Source organism: Sphingomonas sp. S2-65 (assembly GCF_021513175.1).
GTDB lineage: Bacteria > Pseudomonadota > Alphaproteobacteria > Sphingomonadales > Sphingomonadaceae > Sphingomonas.
In genome coordinates this window covers 2,064,137-2,080,822 of the sequence record NZ_CP090953.1, presented here as the reverse complement: position 1 = coordinate 2,080,822, position 16,686 = coordinate 2,064,137, and the positions used below count along the sequence as shown (strand labels likewise).

At 67.3% G+C, this 16,686-nt stretch carries 15 protein-coding genes; 2 read left to right on the top strand and 13 right to left on the bottom strand.

The window, feature by feature from the left end; genetic code table 11:
* The 9 genes from LZ586_RS09790 to LZ586_RS09750 form a co-directional block, all read right to left on the bottom strand.
* A complete protein-coding gene (locus LZ586_RS09790) occupies positions 1 to 1,110 on the bottom strand; it encodes a radical SAM protein (RefSeq protein WP_235076112.1) in 1,110 nt (369 codons plus the stop codon).
* A complete protein-coding gene (locus LZ586_RS09785) occupies positions 1,107 to 3,053 on the bottom strand; it encodes a RiPP maturation radical SAM C-methyltransferase (RefSeq protein ID WP_235076111.1) in 1,947 nt (648 codons plus the stop codon). The genes LZ586_RS09790 and LZ586_RS09785 overlap by 4 nt, the downstream gene beginning before the upstream one ends.
* Positions 3,050 to 4,231 carry a radical SAM/SPASM domain-containing protein gene (locus LZ586_RS09780; RefSeq protein ID WP_235076110.1) on the bottom strand — a complete coding sequence of 394 codons (1,182 nt, stop codon included), beginning with the start codon at positions 4,229 to 4,231 and terminating at the stop codon, positions 3,050 to 3,052. The genes LZ586_RS09785 and LZ586_RS09780 overlap by 4 nt, the downstream gene beginning before the upstream one ends.
* Positions 4,224 to 5,390, bottom strand: a complete 1,167-nt coding sequence (locus tag LZ586_RS09775) for a hypothetical protein (RefSeq protein WP_235076109.1) — start codon at positions 5,388 to 5,390, stop codon at positions 4,224 to 4,226. The genes LZ586_RS09780 and LZ586_RS09775 overlap by 8 nt, the downstream gene beginning before the upstream one ends.
* A 144-nt stretch (positions 5,391 to 5,534) precedes the next feature.
* The gene (locus tag LZ586_RS09770; RefSeq protein WP_235076108.1) at positions 5,535 to 5,867 is read right to left on the bottom strand and encodes a hypothetical protein; all 333 of its coding nucleotides are present in this window, start codon (positions 5,865 to 5,867) and stop codon (positions 5,535 to 5,537) included.
* Between the two features lie 369 nt (positions 5,868 to 6,236).
* Entirely contained in the window at positions 6,237 to 6,917 is a 681-nt protein-coding gene (locus LZ586_RS09765) for a hypothetical protein (RefSeq protein WP_235076107.1), read from the bottom strand.
* A 64-nt stretch (positions 6,918 to 6,981) separates the two neighbouring features.
* Positions 6,982 to 7,968, bottom strand: coding sequence for an NAD(P)H-dependent flavin oxidoreductase (locus tag LZ586_RS09760; RefSeq protein ID WP_413777336.1), 987 nt, complete (start codon positions 7,966 to 7,968; stop codon positions 6,982 to 6,984).
* 101 nt (positions 7,969 to 8,069) lie between these two features.
* Positions 8,070 to 8,861 (bottom strand): hypothetical protein, encoded by a 792-nt coding sequence (locus tag LZ586_RS09755; protein WP_235076105.1) that lies wholly within the window; start codon positions 8,859 to 8,861, stop codon positions 8,070 to 8,072.
* Positions 8,862 to 8,948: 87 nt separating this feature from the next.
* On the bottom strand, positions 8,949 to 10,220 hold the full coding sequence (locus tag LZ586_RS09750) for an aspartate kinase (RefSeq protein ID WP_235076104.1): 1,272 nt from the start codon (positions 10,218 to 10,220) through the stop codon (positions 8,949 to 8,951).
* Between the two features lie 58 nt (positions 10,221 to 10,278).
* On the opposite strand from LZ586_RS09750, the gene ubiG reads away from it, so the two are divergent.
* Entirely contained in the window at positions 10,279 to 11,010 is a 732-nt protein-coding gene (ubiG, locus tag LZ586_RS09745) for a bifunctional 2-polyprenyl-6-hydroxyphenol methylase/3-demethylubiquinol 3-O-methyltransferase UbiG (RefSeq protein WP_235076103.1), read from the top strand.
* Position 11,011: 1 nt separating this feature from the next.
* On the opposite strand, the gene LZ586_RS09740 is transcribed toward ubiG, so the two are convergent.
* The 3 genes from LZ586_RS09740 to LZ586_RS09730 form a co-directional block, all read right to left on the bottom strand.
* The gene (locus tag LZ586_RS09740) at positions 11,012 to 11,566 is read right to left on the bottom strand and encodes a hypothetical protein (RefSeq protein WP_235076102.1); all 555 of its coding nucleotides are present in this window, start codon (positions 11,564 to 11,566) and stop codon (positions 11,012 to 11,014) included.
* Positions 11,567 to 11,642: 76 nt separating this feature from the next.
* Positions 11,643 to 12,014 carry a tRNA-binding protein gene (locus LZ586_RS09735; RefSeq protein WP_235079775.1) on the bottom strand — a complete coding sequence of 124 codons (372 nt, stop codon included), beginning with the start codon at positions 12,012 to 12,014 and terminating at the stop codon, positions 11,643 to 11,645.
* A 286-nt stretch (positions 12,015 to 12,300) separates the two neighbouring features.
* Positions 12,301 to 13,323, bottom strand: a complete 1,023-nt coding sequence (locus LZ586_RS09730) for an ATP-dependent DNA ligase (RefSeq protein ID WP_235076101.1) — start codon at positions 13,321 to 13,323, stop codon at positions 12,301 to 12,303.
* 47 nt (positions 13,324 to 13,370) lie between these two features.
* Here LZ586_RS09730 and ung point away from each other — a divergent pair, with 47 nt between their 5' ends.
* Positions 13,371 to 14,066 carry a uracil-DNA glycosylase gene (gene ung / locus LZ586_RS09725; RefSeq protein ID WP_235076100.1) on the top strand — a complete coding sequence of 232 codons (696 nt, stop codon included), beginning with the start codon at positions 13,371 to 13,373 and terminating at the stop codon, positions 14,064 to 14,066.
* 139 nt (positions 14,067 to 14,205) lie between these two features.
* Here the strand turns inward: ung and glf are convergent, their stop codons facing one another.
* On the bottom strand, positions 14,206 to 16,602 hold the full coding sequence (gene glf / locus LZ586_RS09720) for a UDP-galactopyranose mutase (RefSeq protein WP_235076099.1): 2,397 nt from the start codon (positions 16,600 to 16,602) through the stop codon (positions 14,206 to 14,208).
* Between the last annotated feature and the right edge of the window lie 84 nt (positions 16,603 to 16,686).

Below are 16,686 nucleotides of genomic sequence, written 5' to 3'. Positions count from 1 at the left end.
TCAGTCCGCCAGGATCGAGTGGCCCCGGGCTGCCGGCACTGGCGCCCGCACCGCCTCGCGCCACACCGTGCCATACAGCTCGATTTCAAGCCGATCCAGCAGCGGCCGCAGCGCCGGATCGGCCGCGCGCGCGCGCAGCAGCCGCGCTACCCGTCCATCGGCGTCCCACAAATGCTCGCAGGTTTCGCAGATATGGTCGGTCGCCAGCGCGGCGTCGTCCAGCAGCCCTTCCTCGGCCAGCCAGCGCAGCGGCAGGCGGAACCCGGCAAGGCGGATCAGCCGCAACAGCTGGTCGTCGCGCCAGCGCCGCCAGACCGCCGCCAGCCCGTCGGCCGCCGCCGATCCATAGTCGAATGGATGCCGTCCCGCCGCCCCGTAGGACAGCGACGCGCAGCACGGCCCGGTCGATCCGTCCTCGCGAATGAAGGGGCCGGTCGCCATGCACGGCAGGTCCAGGTCCGGCCCGGCGCCGTCCAGCCCGAAGGTCTCGGCACCGCGCCCGATCGCATAGACCGGCTGGACCATCAGCACGGCCGCCTCGCCCAGCTGCGCCTGCAACGTGGTGATGATGTCGCCGGTGGCGGCGGTCCCGTCGTCGCAGATGCGGACGATCACGCTGGGGGCGAGCGGCAGCACCGCGTTGACCGCCCGGGCAAGGCTTTCGGGCCGCAGATGCTCGGCATGGAACGCGTCATAGCCGAAGTCCCAGCAGTCGACCGATTGCCCGAGCGCCGCGGTCACTCGCGCCGCCTGGCGGTCGTTGCCGCCCCAGGATCCCGACGTCACGACCGACACCTCGATCGACGCCGCTTTCGCGGCACGCGCCAGCAGCGCGATCTCGCCCAGCGCGAGCGTCGGCTCGCCCCCGGTGAAGGTGATGTGGCGAAGGCCCAGTTCCGCGAGCGCCGCCAGCTCGGTCGCCCAGCGCGCGGCGGCGTCGTGGCCGAGCAGCGGAAATTGCAGTTCGGGCGCGCTGGAGGTGACGCAGTGCGCGCAGCGCAACGGGCAGCGTCGCGTGACGCTGAACACGATGTTGCGCCACGCGTTGCGCTGGAAGCGCAGCAGATCGCCGGGCGTTCCCTCGGCCGAGACGACCGCCGGGCCGCTCATTCCGCGGCGACGAGCAGCGCTTCATCCTCGGGATCGCCCAGGACGTAGCGGCGCAGCTCCTGCGTCGGGCGCGGCGTGACCGCGATCGGCAGCGCGAGCAGCAACTGATCCTCGGCCAGCAATATCTGCTTGGCGAGAAGGTCGTCGATCACCGCGTCGATCGTGCCGTCGGCGACCTGCTGCGGATATTTGCCGCGCAGCGCGTCGGCCAGGCCGTGGCGCGTGCCGATATCGTCGAGCAGCAGGAACAGGTCCTGCGCCAATCCACGCAAAGTGATCGTGCTGCTCTCGCCGCTGCGCGAATCGGTGATCTGGACGAACCCCGGGCCGATCACATATTCGCATCGCGGCAGCGCGCGCGCGTCCCAGCTCTCGATCCAGGGCGCCACCGCCTCGCGCAGCTGGTCCATGTACAGCGACGTATCGCTGATCCGGCTGCACTCATATTCGAAGAAATACCCGATCTTGTACGGGTCGACCATGCCGTCAGGAAAGTTGAACCGATAGTCGACGCGAAGCTCATAGGCGTCGATCCCGAAATCCTTGCGGAAGTCGAACAGCGGGCTGAAGCGGTGAAGCTCGATGAAGTTGGCATTGCCCGAGGGCGGCTGCAGGTGCGGGATCTTGCGGATCATCTCGATCATGTCGAGATACCAGTGCGTCTCGTCCCCCGGAAACCCGCACAGGATGTTGTACGAAAGCTTCACGCCATATTCGCGCGACCATTTGAGGAAGCGGACCTGACGCAGCCCAGTGGTGCCCTTGCGCATCAGCTTGAGCACCGGGGTGGAGAAGGATTCGATGCCCGGCTGCACGCGCAGCGCCCCGGCCTCCTTCATCAGCGCGACTTCCCATTTGTCGAGATCGGAGCGCGTTTCGTAGAACAGCTCCAGGTCCAGATCCTGGTCGCGCATCATCTCGAAGATCTTGATCCGCGACTTGCGCGAGATGATCCAGTCGGTCGCGGTGAGCTTCGACACGCCGTGCAGATGCGCGAGCATCAGGATCTCCTCGACCACGCGCTCGGGCGCCTTTTCGCGGAACTTCAGCAGGTCGCGGTTGATCCCGCAGAACACGCAATGGTTCTTCTGCCCCCACCAGCACCCCCGCGACCCTTCGAACGGCAGCGCCTCGATGTCGAACTGCACGCCGCTCCGCGCGCTGACTCGCTCCACCTCGTCGAAATAGGGGAAGTAGTTCGGCATCGGGCTGAGGTTCATGTCCTCCAGCGCCTTGCCCGGAAGGATGTGCACCGCGCCATCGCCATACCAGGTCACGCCCGGGATCGCCGAAGTCGGCTTTCCCTCCGCCCGCAGCGCAAGGAAGGTCCGGAAGCTTTCCTCGGCCTCGCCCATGAAGACGTGGTCGACTGCATGCGGCAGCGCGCGGTGGCATTCCTGCCCCATTTCGCCGTCGAAGCACGCGCCGCCCGCGATCACGACGATGTCGGGGCGAAGCTTCTTGATCCGCGTCGCGACCGCCAGGCTCGCCATCACTTGGTTGAACGTCGCCGTGAACCCGACCACCGCCGGGTTCGCCGCCAGGATCCGCGCGGCGGTGTCGTCCAGAAACGCCGGAATGACCTCGTCGCGCAGCTGCGCGACATAGTCCCGGTCGTCGAACGGCTTGGGCAGCGTCAGGCGGCAGATCAGCTCGAGAAATGCGTCGCTGTCCAGCGCGTCGGCACCGAAGATGTCGACCGCGAACAGATGCTCGCCCAGCCCGTACAGCGCGCGCTCGTCGGACATCGGCGTCGCCGCCGCCAGCCCCATGCGGGCGACCAGCTCCAGATTGGGAAAGATCGAGGCGCTGGAGACGCCCGCCTCGGCACAAATCCGGTCGAGGATGCCCAGCGCGATCGATGGCCGGGTGGTCGTCGCCCAGGGCATCGACACGAACAGGATTTCAGCCGATGCCGGCACCAGCGGTCCTTGCATGTTCATGCCGCGCGCTCCCGTCCGGCGATCTGGTCGACATAATCTTCATAGCCCTCCAGGCCCGAAGGGCGGGTCGCCGGGTCCGCGCGCCAGCGTTCCACCAGCCGGATCGCCATCCGGTCTTCGCCGAACAGCCGGCTGACCAGCATCCCGATCCGCGCCTCGATCTCCGGCACCGCCGAGCGCTCCTGGAGATAGGTGACGACTGCGGGGTTGCGCATCAGATAGCTGCAAAGGTCGCACGCATCGTCGGGCAGGGGGCCCGAAAGCTCCTCGGCAAGGCCATCCTCCTGCAGCCACTGCCAGATCTCGGAAAATCCCACGGTGCGGATCAGCTGGAGCAGCGGGTGCGACATGAAGTCGTCATGCACCTGCGCGAGCGGACGGGTGCGCGCGTCGCCGAACTGGAACGCGTGCTTGCGCGTCTCGACAAGGTTCAGGCAGCATGGCGCGACGCTGCCGTCATAGCGCACCACCATTCCCTGCGTCAGGCACGGCTTCACCCACGGGCTGTATTTGGTGCTGACCTCCAGCGCCATGTCGGTTGCCCGGCCTTCGGTGCGGATGCGCTGCGACGCGACCTGCACGCCCTTCACCGCCCGGATCCGCGCCAGTATCTCCAGGTCGAGATCGCTTGGCGGGTCCTGGTAGCTGAAGCGGATCGTCACGCGGTTTCCCGCGTCGCGCGCGGCCTCCACCGCGTTGATCACTGTCTCCATCGTCACCCAGTCGAGATGATAGGCGTCGATCGACACGTCCCAGCTCGTGATCCCGGGGAAAGACGCCACCAGTTCGTCGGCAAGACGGCGGTTCTTGCCCCAATGGCCCGCGGTCACCACGCCGCAACCGATCCCCACCGCGGCCGCGGCATCGGTCAGCAGCTTGACCTGGCGTCGTGCCAGAAAGGGCTCGCCTCCGGTGAAGCTCAGGCTGCGGATCCCGCGCGCGGCAAGCTCGGGCATCTGCGCGGCATAGCGCTCGGCGATTTCCACCGGCATGGTCGTGTGCCCCAGGTCGGGCGACGCGCTGACGATGCAATGCTCGCAGCGTAGCGGGCAGGCCAGCGTCATGCTGAAAGTGACATGATGCCCGGCGATCGCCTGGAAATCGGCGAGTTCCTCCAGCGTCATGTCCGTCGCGGGATCGGGGGCTTCGGCGAGCAGCATCGCCACATCGTCATGCATCGGCTTGTTCCTGTTCCCTGATCACGGCCAATCCCGCGGTGGTGGCCGAAGCGAAGATGTCGCGCGCCGCCGCGCGGGCGAGTCCGGCGACCGGCTCGGCCGCCACCGCGGCCTTGATCTTGCCCGCGAGCGCCCGGTCCCCGAACAGAGTCGAGCACACGTCGCAGGGATGCGCTGTGGTGCCCTGGGTGAGTGGGTGATCGGGCGCGATGTCGCTCAATATCTCCAGCACCGGCGCGAACCCCACCGCGCGCAGCATCAGCAGCAACGGATCGTCGAGCCACGCCTCGCGGAGCGCCACCAGGCCCTGGGCCGCGCTCGACGCGTCGAACGGGTGGTGCGGCTCGTCCATCATCGAGGAGCAGCAGGGGCGGGCGCTGCCGTCGGACATCACCAGCGGCCCCGTCGACAGGCAGGGCCAGGCGGGCGCGGCGCGGTCGCCCGATGCCGGCGCCTCGCGGTCGGCGGCCCGTCCGACCGGACGCACCGACTGGACGACGATCTCGACCGCCGGCAGCGCCTCCACCAGCGCGTCGTACATCGCCTCGTCCTCAGGGGTCGCGGGGTCGTCGATCGCGACCCGCACGGTCAAGGCGGCACCGGTCGCGGTAATCTCGCGCACGGCGATGGCCACATTGGCCAGCTTGACCTCCGCGGCATGGAAACGGTCCCAGCTGATGTTCCAGCTGTCGATGCAGGGCAGTGCCTCGATCACCTTGCGGCGCAGCGCGGCGCCGGCTGCCCAATATAGTCCGGTGACCAACGTGGTGCGGATACCTGCGTCCCGCGCAGCGCGCGAAAGCGCCGCGACATGCTGGAGCGCCAGCACCGGCTCGCCTCCGGTCAGGCTGATGCTGGTCAGCCCCCGTCGCGCCAGCTCGGGCATCTCCGCGCAATAGCGTGCGATGTCGGCCGACGGGATCGAGACAAAGGGATGCATCGCGGCCGGAACGGTCGCCGCGGAGCAGTGTCCGCACGACAACGGGCAGGCCTTGGTCAGGCTCAGCCCGAGATGATGTTCCCCGGCGCGCTGGAGTGAAACCAGGTCCGGCGCCGCCATCCTGATCGACGTTGCCAACACGGGCACGCCCTCCCTCTGCTGGAGCCCCTCTGCCGGGGCAACACCCGCCTCGAATACGGGGACCAAGAGGGCGGTCATCCGATCGGCTCCCGTCGATCGGATGACCGCTCACCCACCCAGCAAAGTCACGCGCGGCGACACGCCGTGAACCTTGGTCCACGCCCGGCTGCTATCGCCTGTGGTGCAACGAAGACCTTCTGGCTGGATCGCGTCGGCGGATGTTCAGCCGCCGGGTCGCGTCACGGTCCCGATCTTGCCGAGCTTGCCGCGAATGTCGCGCAGCTGAACTTCCTCGACTTCGGCGCGCATCGCGCGTTCCTTGGCGATCTGGCCGACTTGCTCGACGAGCGACGATGTCGATACGGAAACATTGTCGGTAAATGCATTGACACTGTAGCTGTCGGATACTTCACTGCCGCCGCCGGCTCGCATCGAGACGAGTTCCGCGACAGTCATCTGATCGATGGACTTCGCCGCGCCCGTAATTCGAACGCTCTTCAAGTCGTCGACTTTCTTCGAAAGATGTACGTTCAGTTTCGAGTCGGGCATTTTCATCTCCTCTTTCAAGAGCATCTGGCAATGCAGTCGGGTATTACCGAGGTGCAATGTCTGCCTGAGTCTAGGGGGAGTCAAGTCTGCGCGGTTATTAGAACAGTTCCCATCTATCCATAATGGCGCATGCGATAAGTCGCGTTCTGATCGCGTAAAAATAGAATCCAGGTTTCTGGGTAACTTGCAGGGCTACTTTAAGGGATTTGCCGGACATGCTCTTCCGTCTCTCCTCCCACCCACGCGCGCTGGAAAAACGCCCCAATTTGGAGTGCTGCCATAATGGACTCGGATCTGCTCCGAGCGAGTCACGCTTCCCGCGAGGTCGAGGTCGAGGTCAGACCGCTCGACGCGCTGCTGTCGGGGGTTGGCCGCCTATTGCGGCGGCGGCAGGTCGGTCGTCTCCACCGTCACATAGCCGGTCGTGACCTGCACCTTGGGGATCGACGCCGTCCAGCGCGCCAGATCGGCCAGATATTTGTCATAGGCGCCGTAGAAGTCGAGGAACGGCTGCTCTAGCCGCTGCATCGCCTTGGCCGCGAAAGCGGGAAACTCGGCGTCCGGCACAGCGGGCACTTCGGCCAGGACTTCGCGTGCCGCCGCGCAGAAGCCCGGCTGCGCCGGCGGCTGGGCGAAATAATTGTACAGCCGGGTCATCGCGACATCGAGCGTGTTGAGCGAGCCATATTGCGCCGTCAGCGCCGTGTAGGATTCAGCGAACCGCGCGCTGCGTGTCCGGATCAGGTCGTTATAGCCGTTCGCCACGGTGTGCGCCGCGTCGTTGCAGCCCAGCGCCGCGACGTTCAGCGCCACGCGGAAATGCCACACCGTGCCCGCGCCGCTCAGGCTGCGATTGGGCGTGGCATAGGTCCCGTCGGCCAGCTTGGGCGGCAGCGTCAGGTTCGGCGCCGAACTCGCCGGCGGCGTCGGCTTGGGCCCGGGCATCGGCGGCAGCGCCATGTAGGGCGGCGCCACCGGCGGCTTGACCCGCTCGGCACAGGCGGCGGCGATCAGCGGCAGGGTGAGCAGGCAAAGGCGAGCAACGGTACGCGACATCAGACACACTTTCCCGGGACCAGCCGCCCCGCCGCAAGCCCGCCTCGACGAGCCGGCATTCTTTTCAGGCGGCGCGCTTTTCCAGGGCCTGAACGGCCTCGGCCATCAGCGCGGCGATGATGTCGGCGACCGGCTCTTCCTTGCGGACCATGCCCACCGACTGGCCGGCCATCACGCTGCCATGCTCGACATCGCCGTCGATCACCGCGCGGCGCAGCGCACCCGCCCAATAATGCTCGATCTGCAGCTGCGCCTCGGCCATCGCCACGCTGCCCTCGTCCAGCAGCTGCGCGACTTCGCGCTGCTTGGCGGTGAACAGCTCGCCCCCGGCGTTCTTCAGCGCGCGGACCGGGATCACGGGGAGCCGCGGGTCGATCTGCACGCTGGCGATCGCGTCGCGTGCCGAGGCGCGGATGAATGCCTTCTTGAAATTGGCATGCGCGATGCTCTCGGTCGCGCAGACGAAGCGGGTGCCCAGCTGCACCCCCGCCGCACCCATGTCGAGATAGCCCGCAATCGCCTCGCCGCGGCCGATCCCGCCGGCGACGAACACCGGCACATCATGGGCGACTTCGGGCAGGATCTCCTGTGCCAGCACGCTGGTCGACACCGGGCCGATATGGCCGCCGGCCTCCATGCCTTCCACCACCAGCGCATCGACGCCCGATCGGATCAGCTTCTTGGCCAGGGACAGCGCCGGCGCGAAGCAGATCAGCTTGGCCCCGTTCCCCTTGATCGCGTCGAGCGACCCCGTCGGCGGCAGTCCGCCCGCCAGCACGATATGCGTCACGCCATGATTCGCGCACACGGCGATCAGGTCGAACAGCTGGGGGTGCATGGTGATCAGGTTCACGCCGAACGGCTTGTCGGTCAGCGCCTTGGTCCCGGCGATCTCGGCGTCGAGCAGCGCAGGCGTCATCGCCCCGCACGCGATCACGCCAAACCCGCCGGCGTTGGAGATCGCCGCCACCAGATTGCGCTCGGACACCCAGGACATCGCGCCGCCCAATATGGCGACCTCCGATCCCAGGAATTCGCATCCGCGCGCCATGCGGCGGCTCAGGCGCTCGGCGCCGACAGTGTTGCCAATGGTCATGGCCGACGCCTAGCCGCCTGGAGCGCGTGCGGGCAAGCACAACGCGCGGCGTGACGTCATTCGTGGGTGATCTCGTAATCGATGCGGATCGACACCCAGGCGCCGACCATCTCCTTGCCGCCCACGCGCGGGGGACGCACCAGGAACTGGAACGCCGCCTGCCGCACCGATCCGGCGAGCCCCGAACCACGCGGCGATTCGCCCAGCTCCTGGCAATCCTCGACATGGTAGCGCGCGGCCGTCCGGCACGCGATCAGCCCCCAGCCGGAGGTTCGCGCCCGGCTCGACATATAGGTCGACAGCTCCGCCCGCGTCGGCCGGCGATACCATTGCGCGGCGTAGAGCGGCTCGCCATTGGGCGCCTTGCCCGCGACCTCGCTGTCGCCCGGCATCCGCCCGCCGCCGCTGCCGGCCTCGCCGCTGTCCGACCCCGCCTCGGCGCCGGGCGCCTGCGCGCGCGAGGGCAGCTTGGCGATGTCGGCCGAGCGATATTCCTGCCGTGTCATCGGAAGGATGCCGTCGGGCAGCACGATCGGCGGCGTCGGCAGCGGCGGCGCCGTCGGCCGCACCTCGGGCGGGCGCACCGGCTGCGGCTTGGGTTGGCTGCGCGACGCCCGCTCGGGCGCGGCCTTGGCCCGGCTTTGCTCGGCGGCCTCCTCGCTGTCGCCGGTGCTCACGTCGAAAGTGGTAGTACGCGCGCCGTCTTCCACGCCCGGCAGGTCCGGCGCCATGAACAGCAGCAGCAAGGCGATCAGCGCTTCGACGAGCAGCGCGAGCAGCATCGCCATGCCGCGCCGGCCCAGCGTCTCGCGAATGCGCGTGGAGGCGAGATAGGCGGCCGAAGCCATGATCCTGCTTAGCCCCCGAACCTCGACATGGCGTTCAGCGCATCAACCGTATCGCTGCGGCGGAACTAAGGCGCGACCCGTACGGGATCAGGCGGCGTCCGGCTCGGCGTCGAGGCCATAAGCGGTGTGCAGCACCCGCACCGCCAGCTCGGTGTAATCCTCTTCGATCAGCACCGACACCTTGATCTCGCTCGTGGTGATCGCGAGGATGTTGATCCCGCGCTCGCCCAGCGTCTTGAACATCGTCGCCGCGACGCCGGCATGGCTGCGCATGCCGACACCCACCACCGAGATCTTGGCGACGCGCGTGTCGTGCGTCAGATCCTGGAAGCCGATCGCCGCCTTGGCCTGGTTCAGCGTCTCGATCGATCGCGCCAGGTCCGACGACGGCACCGTAAAGGTCACGTCGGTCGCGCTTGCCGAGCCCGAGCTCTGGTGCGCGATGTTCTGGATGATCATGTCGACGTTGATGTTGGCGTCGGCGAGCGGGCCGAAGATCGCCGCGACCGCGCCGGGCTTGTCGGGCACTGCGGTCAGCGTGATCTTGGCTTCGTTCTTGTCGTGCGCGATGCCGGTGATGAGCTGGCGTTCCACGTCTATCTCCTCTTCGCCGACGATCATGGTGCCGGGCAATGTGTCGGCCATCGGCGCGTCCTCGCCGGTGAACGACGACAGCACCTGAACGCGGACATTTTCCTTCATGGCGAGCCCCACCGAGCGCGTCTGGAGCACCTTGGCCCCGACGCTGGCGAGCTCGAGCATTTCTTCGTAGGTGACCTTCTTCAGCTTGCGCGCGCGCGGCACGATCCGCGGATCGGTGGTATAGACCCCGTCGACATCGGTATAGATGTCGCACCGGTCGGCCTTCATCGCCGCCGCCATCGCAACTGCCGAGGTATCCGATCCGCCACGCCCCAGGGTGGAGATCCGCTCGTCCTGCGCGACGCCCTGAAAGCCCGGGATCACCGCCACTTCGCGCTTGGCCAGGCTGGCACTCAGCGCGCCGGTGTCGATGTCCTCGATCCGGGCCGAGGCATGGGCGTCGCTGGTGCGGATCGGCAATTGCCAGCCGAGCCACGACCGCGCCGGCACTCCGATCGCCTGCAACGCGATCGCCAGCAGCCCGCTGGTGATCTGCTCGCCGGCCGAGACCACCACGTCATATTCCTTGGGGTCGTACAGCGACGATGCTTCGCGGCAAAAGCCGACCAGCCGGTCGGTGTCGCCGGCCATCGCCGAAACCACCACCGCCACTTCGTTGCCCGCGTCCCATTCGCGCTTCACCCGCGCGGCGACGCTGCGGATGCGTTCGATCCCGGCCATGGAGGTGCCGCCGAACTTCATCACGATACGGGCCATGGGTGTGTCGGGTCCCCCGGGACTTGGGTAGGATGGGGCGTCCTGATAGGGGGGCTCCATGGCCAACGCAACTCAAGCAACGATTGACCCCCGCGAAGCTGCGCATTTCGGCAAGCTGGCCGCGGATTGGTGGAACCCGCGCGGTTCCTCGGCGATGCTCCACCGGCTCAACCCCGCGCGGCTCACCTTCATCCGCGACGCGGCGAACGCGCATTGGGACCTCGATCCCGCCGGCTTCACCCCGCTCGCCGGCAAGACCGCGATCGACGTCGGCTGCGGCGCCGGCCTGCTCGCAGAGCCGCTCGCCCGGCTCGGCGCAACCGTCACCGGCCTCGACGCCGCGCCCGAGAATATCGGCGCCGCCCAGGCCCATGCCGCCGCCACCGGCCTTCCGATCGAGTATCTCGCCTGCGGGATCGAGGATCTGCACGACCGCCGGTTCGATCTCGTCACGTCGATGGAAGTAATCGAGCATGTGACGAACCCGGCCGCCTTCGTCGCCGGCCTCGCGAACGCGCTGGCGCCAGGCGGCCTGCTGATCCTCTCCACCCCCAATCGCACGGCGCTCTCGCGCCTGGCGATGATCACCTTCGGCGAAGGCACCGGCGCCATCCCCAAGGGCACGCACGACTGGAACCAGTTCCTCGCCCCCGACGAACTGATCGCATTGCTCGAAGCCGCCGGGCTGCGCGTCACCGCGCGCACCGGACTGACCTTCTCGCCCGCGCGCGGCTTCGTCACCGCCGCGGACGAGACGCTCAACTATCTGCTGAGCGCCGTCCGCGCCTGAACTACCGGCTGGCCGCTTTCGGGCTCATGTCGAGCACGAACACCGGGCCGACATCTATCGTGTGGTCGCCGGTCGCCAGGTGCAGCGTCGCGACGATCTCGCCCGCGGCATAGTCGCGGTCGGCGGTTCCCTTCACGTCGAACATCTTCCACTCGGGACCGACCTCGGCCTCGCCGCGGAACACGGTCGTGTAGGGCTCCTTGGCGAGTGAGACTTGGACGTTGGCGACCTTGGCGGTGGCCGCCTCGCCCTTCGCCTTGCGTCCCCAAAAGGCGAGAACCAACTCGTCGCCCTTCTTCACCGGCTTGGTGATCTGCGAGATCAGCCCGATCGTGTAGGGCTTGTCGGACCCGCCCGGCACGACGATCCGCAGCGCCTGCCCACCCTGCACGCTCGCGTCCTTGCGCGCCTTTGGGGTGTCGCGCAGCCCATAGACGGTGAAGGCCGCCGGCGCGGGCACGTTGATGATCTTGTTTTCGATGCTGTCCTGGGCGCGCGCCGCTCCGGTCAGGCTCAGCGCCGTTGCCGCGATGACGGCAAGGATCGGTCCCTTCATGCTTCTCTCTCCCCTTCTTGTTTGCGGAGAGGCTATGCCTTCGCCCGGCGGCTGGCAACGCCGGCTGAAACGCTCGTCAGAACAGGCGTCCGCCGTTCGGCACCGGCACCGACGGGCGCACCAGCACCACCTTGCCGTCGGCATCGGGAAAGCCGAGCGTGAGCACTTCGGACATAACTTTTCCGATCTGGCGCGGCGGAAAGTTCACCACCGCGGCAACCTGCGTGCCGACCAGTTCCTCGAGCCGGTAATGCTCGGTGATCTGCGCCGAGGATCGCTTGCGCCCGATCGCCGGCCCGAAATCGATCACCAGCTTGAAGGCAGGCTTGCGCGCTTCGGGAAAGGGCAGCGCCTCGACGATCGTGCCGACGCGGATGTCGACGGCAAGGAACTGGTCGAAGCCGATCGTCTCGGCAGCGGGCGCATCGGCGTCATGGCTCATGTGCATGGGCACGCTTTTCGCAATACCCATCCTTCCCCGCAAGGGCGCGCGGAAGACTCCACGGAGGTATGAACGCTTGTAGCGTGGAAGTTCACTGCGGAGGGTGACACCCCTCCGACGCGCTAACGCGCGCCACCTCCCCTTGCAGGGGAGGATCGCAGGTAGATCGGCAAGCTAGATTTCTTCTTATCCTCCCCTGCAAGGGGAGGTGGCAGCCCGAAGGGCTGACGGAGGGGTGTCACCGTTGCCGGAAAGCGCCGCAGCCCGACCAGCCTCATTCCATGTGGAAAGATCACCCCACCTCCGCCAGCGCAGCCTCCACCACCGCCGGCCGCGCTTCCTCGCCCAATTGCTCCATCGTGCATTGCCGCGGCGCCTTGTCCGGCCGCCAGCGCAGGAACCCGGTGCCGTGCCGGAACCGCCGCCCGCTGACATGGTCGTACCGCACCTCCGCCACCAGTTCGGTGCGCAGCGGCTGCCACTCCGCCGATCGCTCGGTCGACCAGCGGCTCGGCCCGCCCGGGGCATCGCCGGTGAACCCCGGCGCCTCCACCAACCCTTCCAGTTGCACCGTCAGCGCCGGCCGGTCCGCCGCGGCGAGCCCCGAGGTGAAGCCGACATGGTGCAGCAGCCCGGCCTCGTCGAACAGCCCGAGCAGCAGCGATCCCACCTCGCGTTTCTTGGTGGCATAGCGGAAGCCACCCACCACGCAGTCGGCGCTGCGCAGCCGCTTGACCTTCAGCATCGCCCGCTCGCCTGGCCGGTACGTCTCCTCCAGCCGCTTGGCGACGACACCGTCCAGCGCTCCGCCCGCGGCATCCAGCCATTTCTGCGCCGTCGCGCCGTCCTGCGTCCGCGGCGACAGGCGCAGCATCGCGTTGCCATGCGCGGCATGAAACGCTTCGAGCACACCGCGCCGTTCGGCCAGGGGCGCTTCGGCCAGCATCCGCCCCTCCAGCGCCAGGCAGTCGAACAGCATCAGCCGCGCCGGCGTCTCGGCCGACAATTTGCGGATGCGGCTTTCGGCCGGGTGCAGCCGCATCTGTAGCGCCTCGAACGACAGTGTCGGGCCGACCGGGATCAGCAACTCGCCGTCGAGCACCACCTGGTCGACTTTCAGCGCCGCAATGCCCGCGACGATTTCGGGGAAATAGCGCCCCAACGGCTTGCCCGACTTGGAGTGCAGCGCGACCTCGCTGCCCTTCTTGAACACCAGGCAGCGAAAGCCGTCCCATTTGGGTTCGAACTGCCAGCCATCGCCCTCGGGCAGCGCCTCGACCAGCTTGGCTTCCATCGGTTCGATCGCGTCGATCATCCCAGCCAAACGTTGACGCCCGCCCCGGGTTGCGGAACAGCGCCGCCATGGCCGAGGTTAAACTGCACCCAAGCTGGCTCGACCCGCTGCGCGACGAATTCGCCAGCCCGTACATGGCCGCGCTGCGCGAATTCCTCCTGGCCGAGAAAGCCGCAGGCAAGCGCATCTTCCCGCCGGGCTCCGACTGGTTCCGCGCGCTAGACCTGACGCCCCTGGAGCAGGTCCGCGTCGTGATCCTCGGCCAGGACCCCTATCACGGCGAAGGCCAGGCGCACGGGCTGTGCTTCTCGGTACAGCCCGGCACGCGTACCCCGCCCAGCCTGGTCAACATCTACAAGGAGCTGGAAAGCGACCTCGGCATCCCCCGCGCGCGCCACGGCTTCCTCGAACATTGGGCGCAACAGGGCGTGCTCCTGCTCAACGCCGTCCTCACCGTCGAAATGGCCCGCGCCGCCGCGCACCAGGGCCGCGGCTGGGAGCGCTTCACCGACGCCGTGATCCGCCTGGTCAACGCCCGGCCCGAACCCGTCGTGTTCATGCTTTGGGGCAGCTACGCGCAGAAAAAGGCGGCGTTCGTCGACTCCACCGACCGCGGCGGCCGCCACCTGGTGCTCAAGGCTCCACACCCCTCGCCGCTATCGGCGCACACCGGCTTCTTCGGCTCCAGGCATTTTTCGAAGGCCAACGCCTTTCTGGAAAGCCACGGCCAAAAACCCATCGACTGGGCGCTGCCGGAACTCTGAATCAAATTCTCCCTGGAACGGGGAGGGAGGCCGCTCCCGCAGCGAGGGGTGGAGGGGGCTCACCACAAGCGGCCCCGCCCGTGGCGGTCCCCCTCCACCATGCTGACGCATGGTCCCCCTCCCGTGCCCCGGGGGGTGCTTACTCCGCCGCGATCGAGCTGCTTGCCACCGTCGCCGCTGCCGAAGCCGCGACCGTCTTCGCCGCCGGCTGCTTCGCCGCGAACTGCTTGCGGTAGGTCGCCAGCGCCTGCCCGACCACTTGGTCCATGTTGTAATAGCGATACGTCGCCAGCCGCCCGACGAAGGTCACATCGCTCTGCGCCAGCGCCAGCGCCTCGTAGCGCTTGAACAGCGCCTGGTTCTCCTCGCGCGGGATCGGGTAATAGGGGTCACCCTCCGCCGCCGGATATTCGTAGGTGATGCTCGTCTTGGGCGAGGTCTGCCCGGTCAGATACTTGTATTCGGTGATCCGCGTGTACGGCACCTTTTCGTTGGGATAATTCACCACCGCGACGTCCTGGAACCACTCCTGGTCGATCGTCTGGTGCTCGAACTTCAGCGAGCGGTAGGGCAGCTTGCCATAGCGGAAGCCGAAATACTCGTCGATCGGCCCGGTGAAGACCAGGTGATCATGGGTATAGGCCTCGCGCACCTGCGTATAGTCGACACCCAGCAACAGGTCGATATTGGGATGGTCGAGCATCCGCTCGAACATCTTGGTATAGCCCTCCAGCGGCATCGCCTGGAAGCTGTCGTTGAAATAGCGGTCGTCGGTGTTGGTCCGGGTCGGCACGCGCGCGGTCACTGCCTTGTCGAGCTCCGACGGGTCCATGCCCCATTGCTTGCGGGTATAGCCGCGGAAGAACTTCTCATAGAGTTCCTGGCCCACCGCCGAGACGACGACATCGGCCGAGGTCTTGATCTCCGCCACCGGTTCCGCGCGGGAGGCGAGGTACGCCGCGGCTTCCTCGTCGGTCTTGAGGTCCAGGTCGTACAGCTTGTTCAGCGTCGTCCGGTTGATCGGGATCGGCACCAGCTGCCCGTCGACCTGCGCCAGCACGCGGTGCTCGTAGGGCCGCCAGTCGGTGAACTGCGACAGATAGTCGACGATTTCCTGCGAATTGGTGTGGAAGATGTGCGGGCCATATTGGTGCATCAGCACGCCCGCGGCATCCAGGTGATCGAACGCGTTGCCGGCGATATGCGGGCGCCGGTCGACCACCAGCACCTTCAGGTTGGATTGCGACGCCAGCCGCTCGGCCATCACTGCGCCGGCAAAGCCCGCGCCGACGACCATCACGTCATAATGCTTGGCATGCTCGGCCGGGTAGCGCGTCGGCGACACGATCGGCTGGACATGCTCGGCCTTGATAAGCGTACCGTCGATAAGCTCCCACATGCCCTGCGCGGTATTGTCCCACGAGATCTGGGCCAGCGTCTCGTCGACCTGGGTCCGCCACGCGCCCTCGGTGCGCGACAGTTCCAGCGCCGCGTCGCACGCCGCGATGAATTCCTCGGGCGATCCGGCGATCTTCACCGCGTCGATGTCGCCATAATGGCGGATCACGTCGGTGATCGGCGTCGACACCACCGTCTTGCCGGCGGCGAGATATTCGGGGGTCTTGGTCGGGCTGATGAAGCGCGTCGCCTCGTTGATCGCGAACGGCATCAGCGCCACGTCCCAGCCGCGCAGATAGTCGGGCAGCTCGGCATAGCTCTTGCCGCCGGGGTAATGGAGGTTCGGCCGCTGCGGCAGGTCCTCGGGCGCGATCTTCACCACCGGCCCGACTACGACGATCGAGTATTCGGGGCGCGCGTCGGCCAATGCCGCGAGCAGCGGGAGGTCCATCCGCTCGTCCACCACGCCATAGAAGCCGAAGCGCGGCCGCGGCAGCGCGCGCTGGTCGGCGGGATCGACGCCCTCGCTGCGCGCCTTGGCGAAATGCGCGACTTCGACGCTGGAGGGGAAGGGGTGGATGTTCGGGTGCCGGTCGCGCTTGGCCTCGTACAGGCTGTAGCCGCCGGTGAACACCAGGTCGGCCTGTTGCAGCAGCCGGGTCTCGAGCGGCAGCAGCTCGGGCGGCGCGCCCTTGAAGTTCGCCAGCTCGTCCATGCAGTCATAGACCACGCACTCGGCGGCGAGATGCTCGGAGAAAGGCAGCATCATCGGGGTGTAGTACCAGCGGACCAGCGGCCCTTCCTCGCGCCCCATGAAGGCGTCGAGCAGGTCCTTCAGCGTCTCGGTCTCGTTCGCGCGGTCGAAGCCGACCGGGAATTCGGGAATGGCGACCACCACGCCGCTCTGCGCGCACACCCGCGTGGCAAGCCGCGGCTGCGTGGCGCCGGCCACGTCGGTCCGCGGCTCTTCCCAGAACACCACCCGGCTGTCGCGGGCGAAGCGCGTCATCAGGTGCTGCGGGCGCTGAAACACGAAGTCCCACCGCAAATGGCTGAAGCAGATCAGCGTCGTGCCGGACGTGCCGGGTCCCTTCGTAGCGCTGAGAGAAGGAACGGCAGGCAGGCTCGATGGCTGCATAAATGGGAACCTTGCTGATGAATGAACAAGAAGAACGGAGAGTTCCTGCGAAAGTTCCGATTGCGCAGGACTACAACTCCTTGA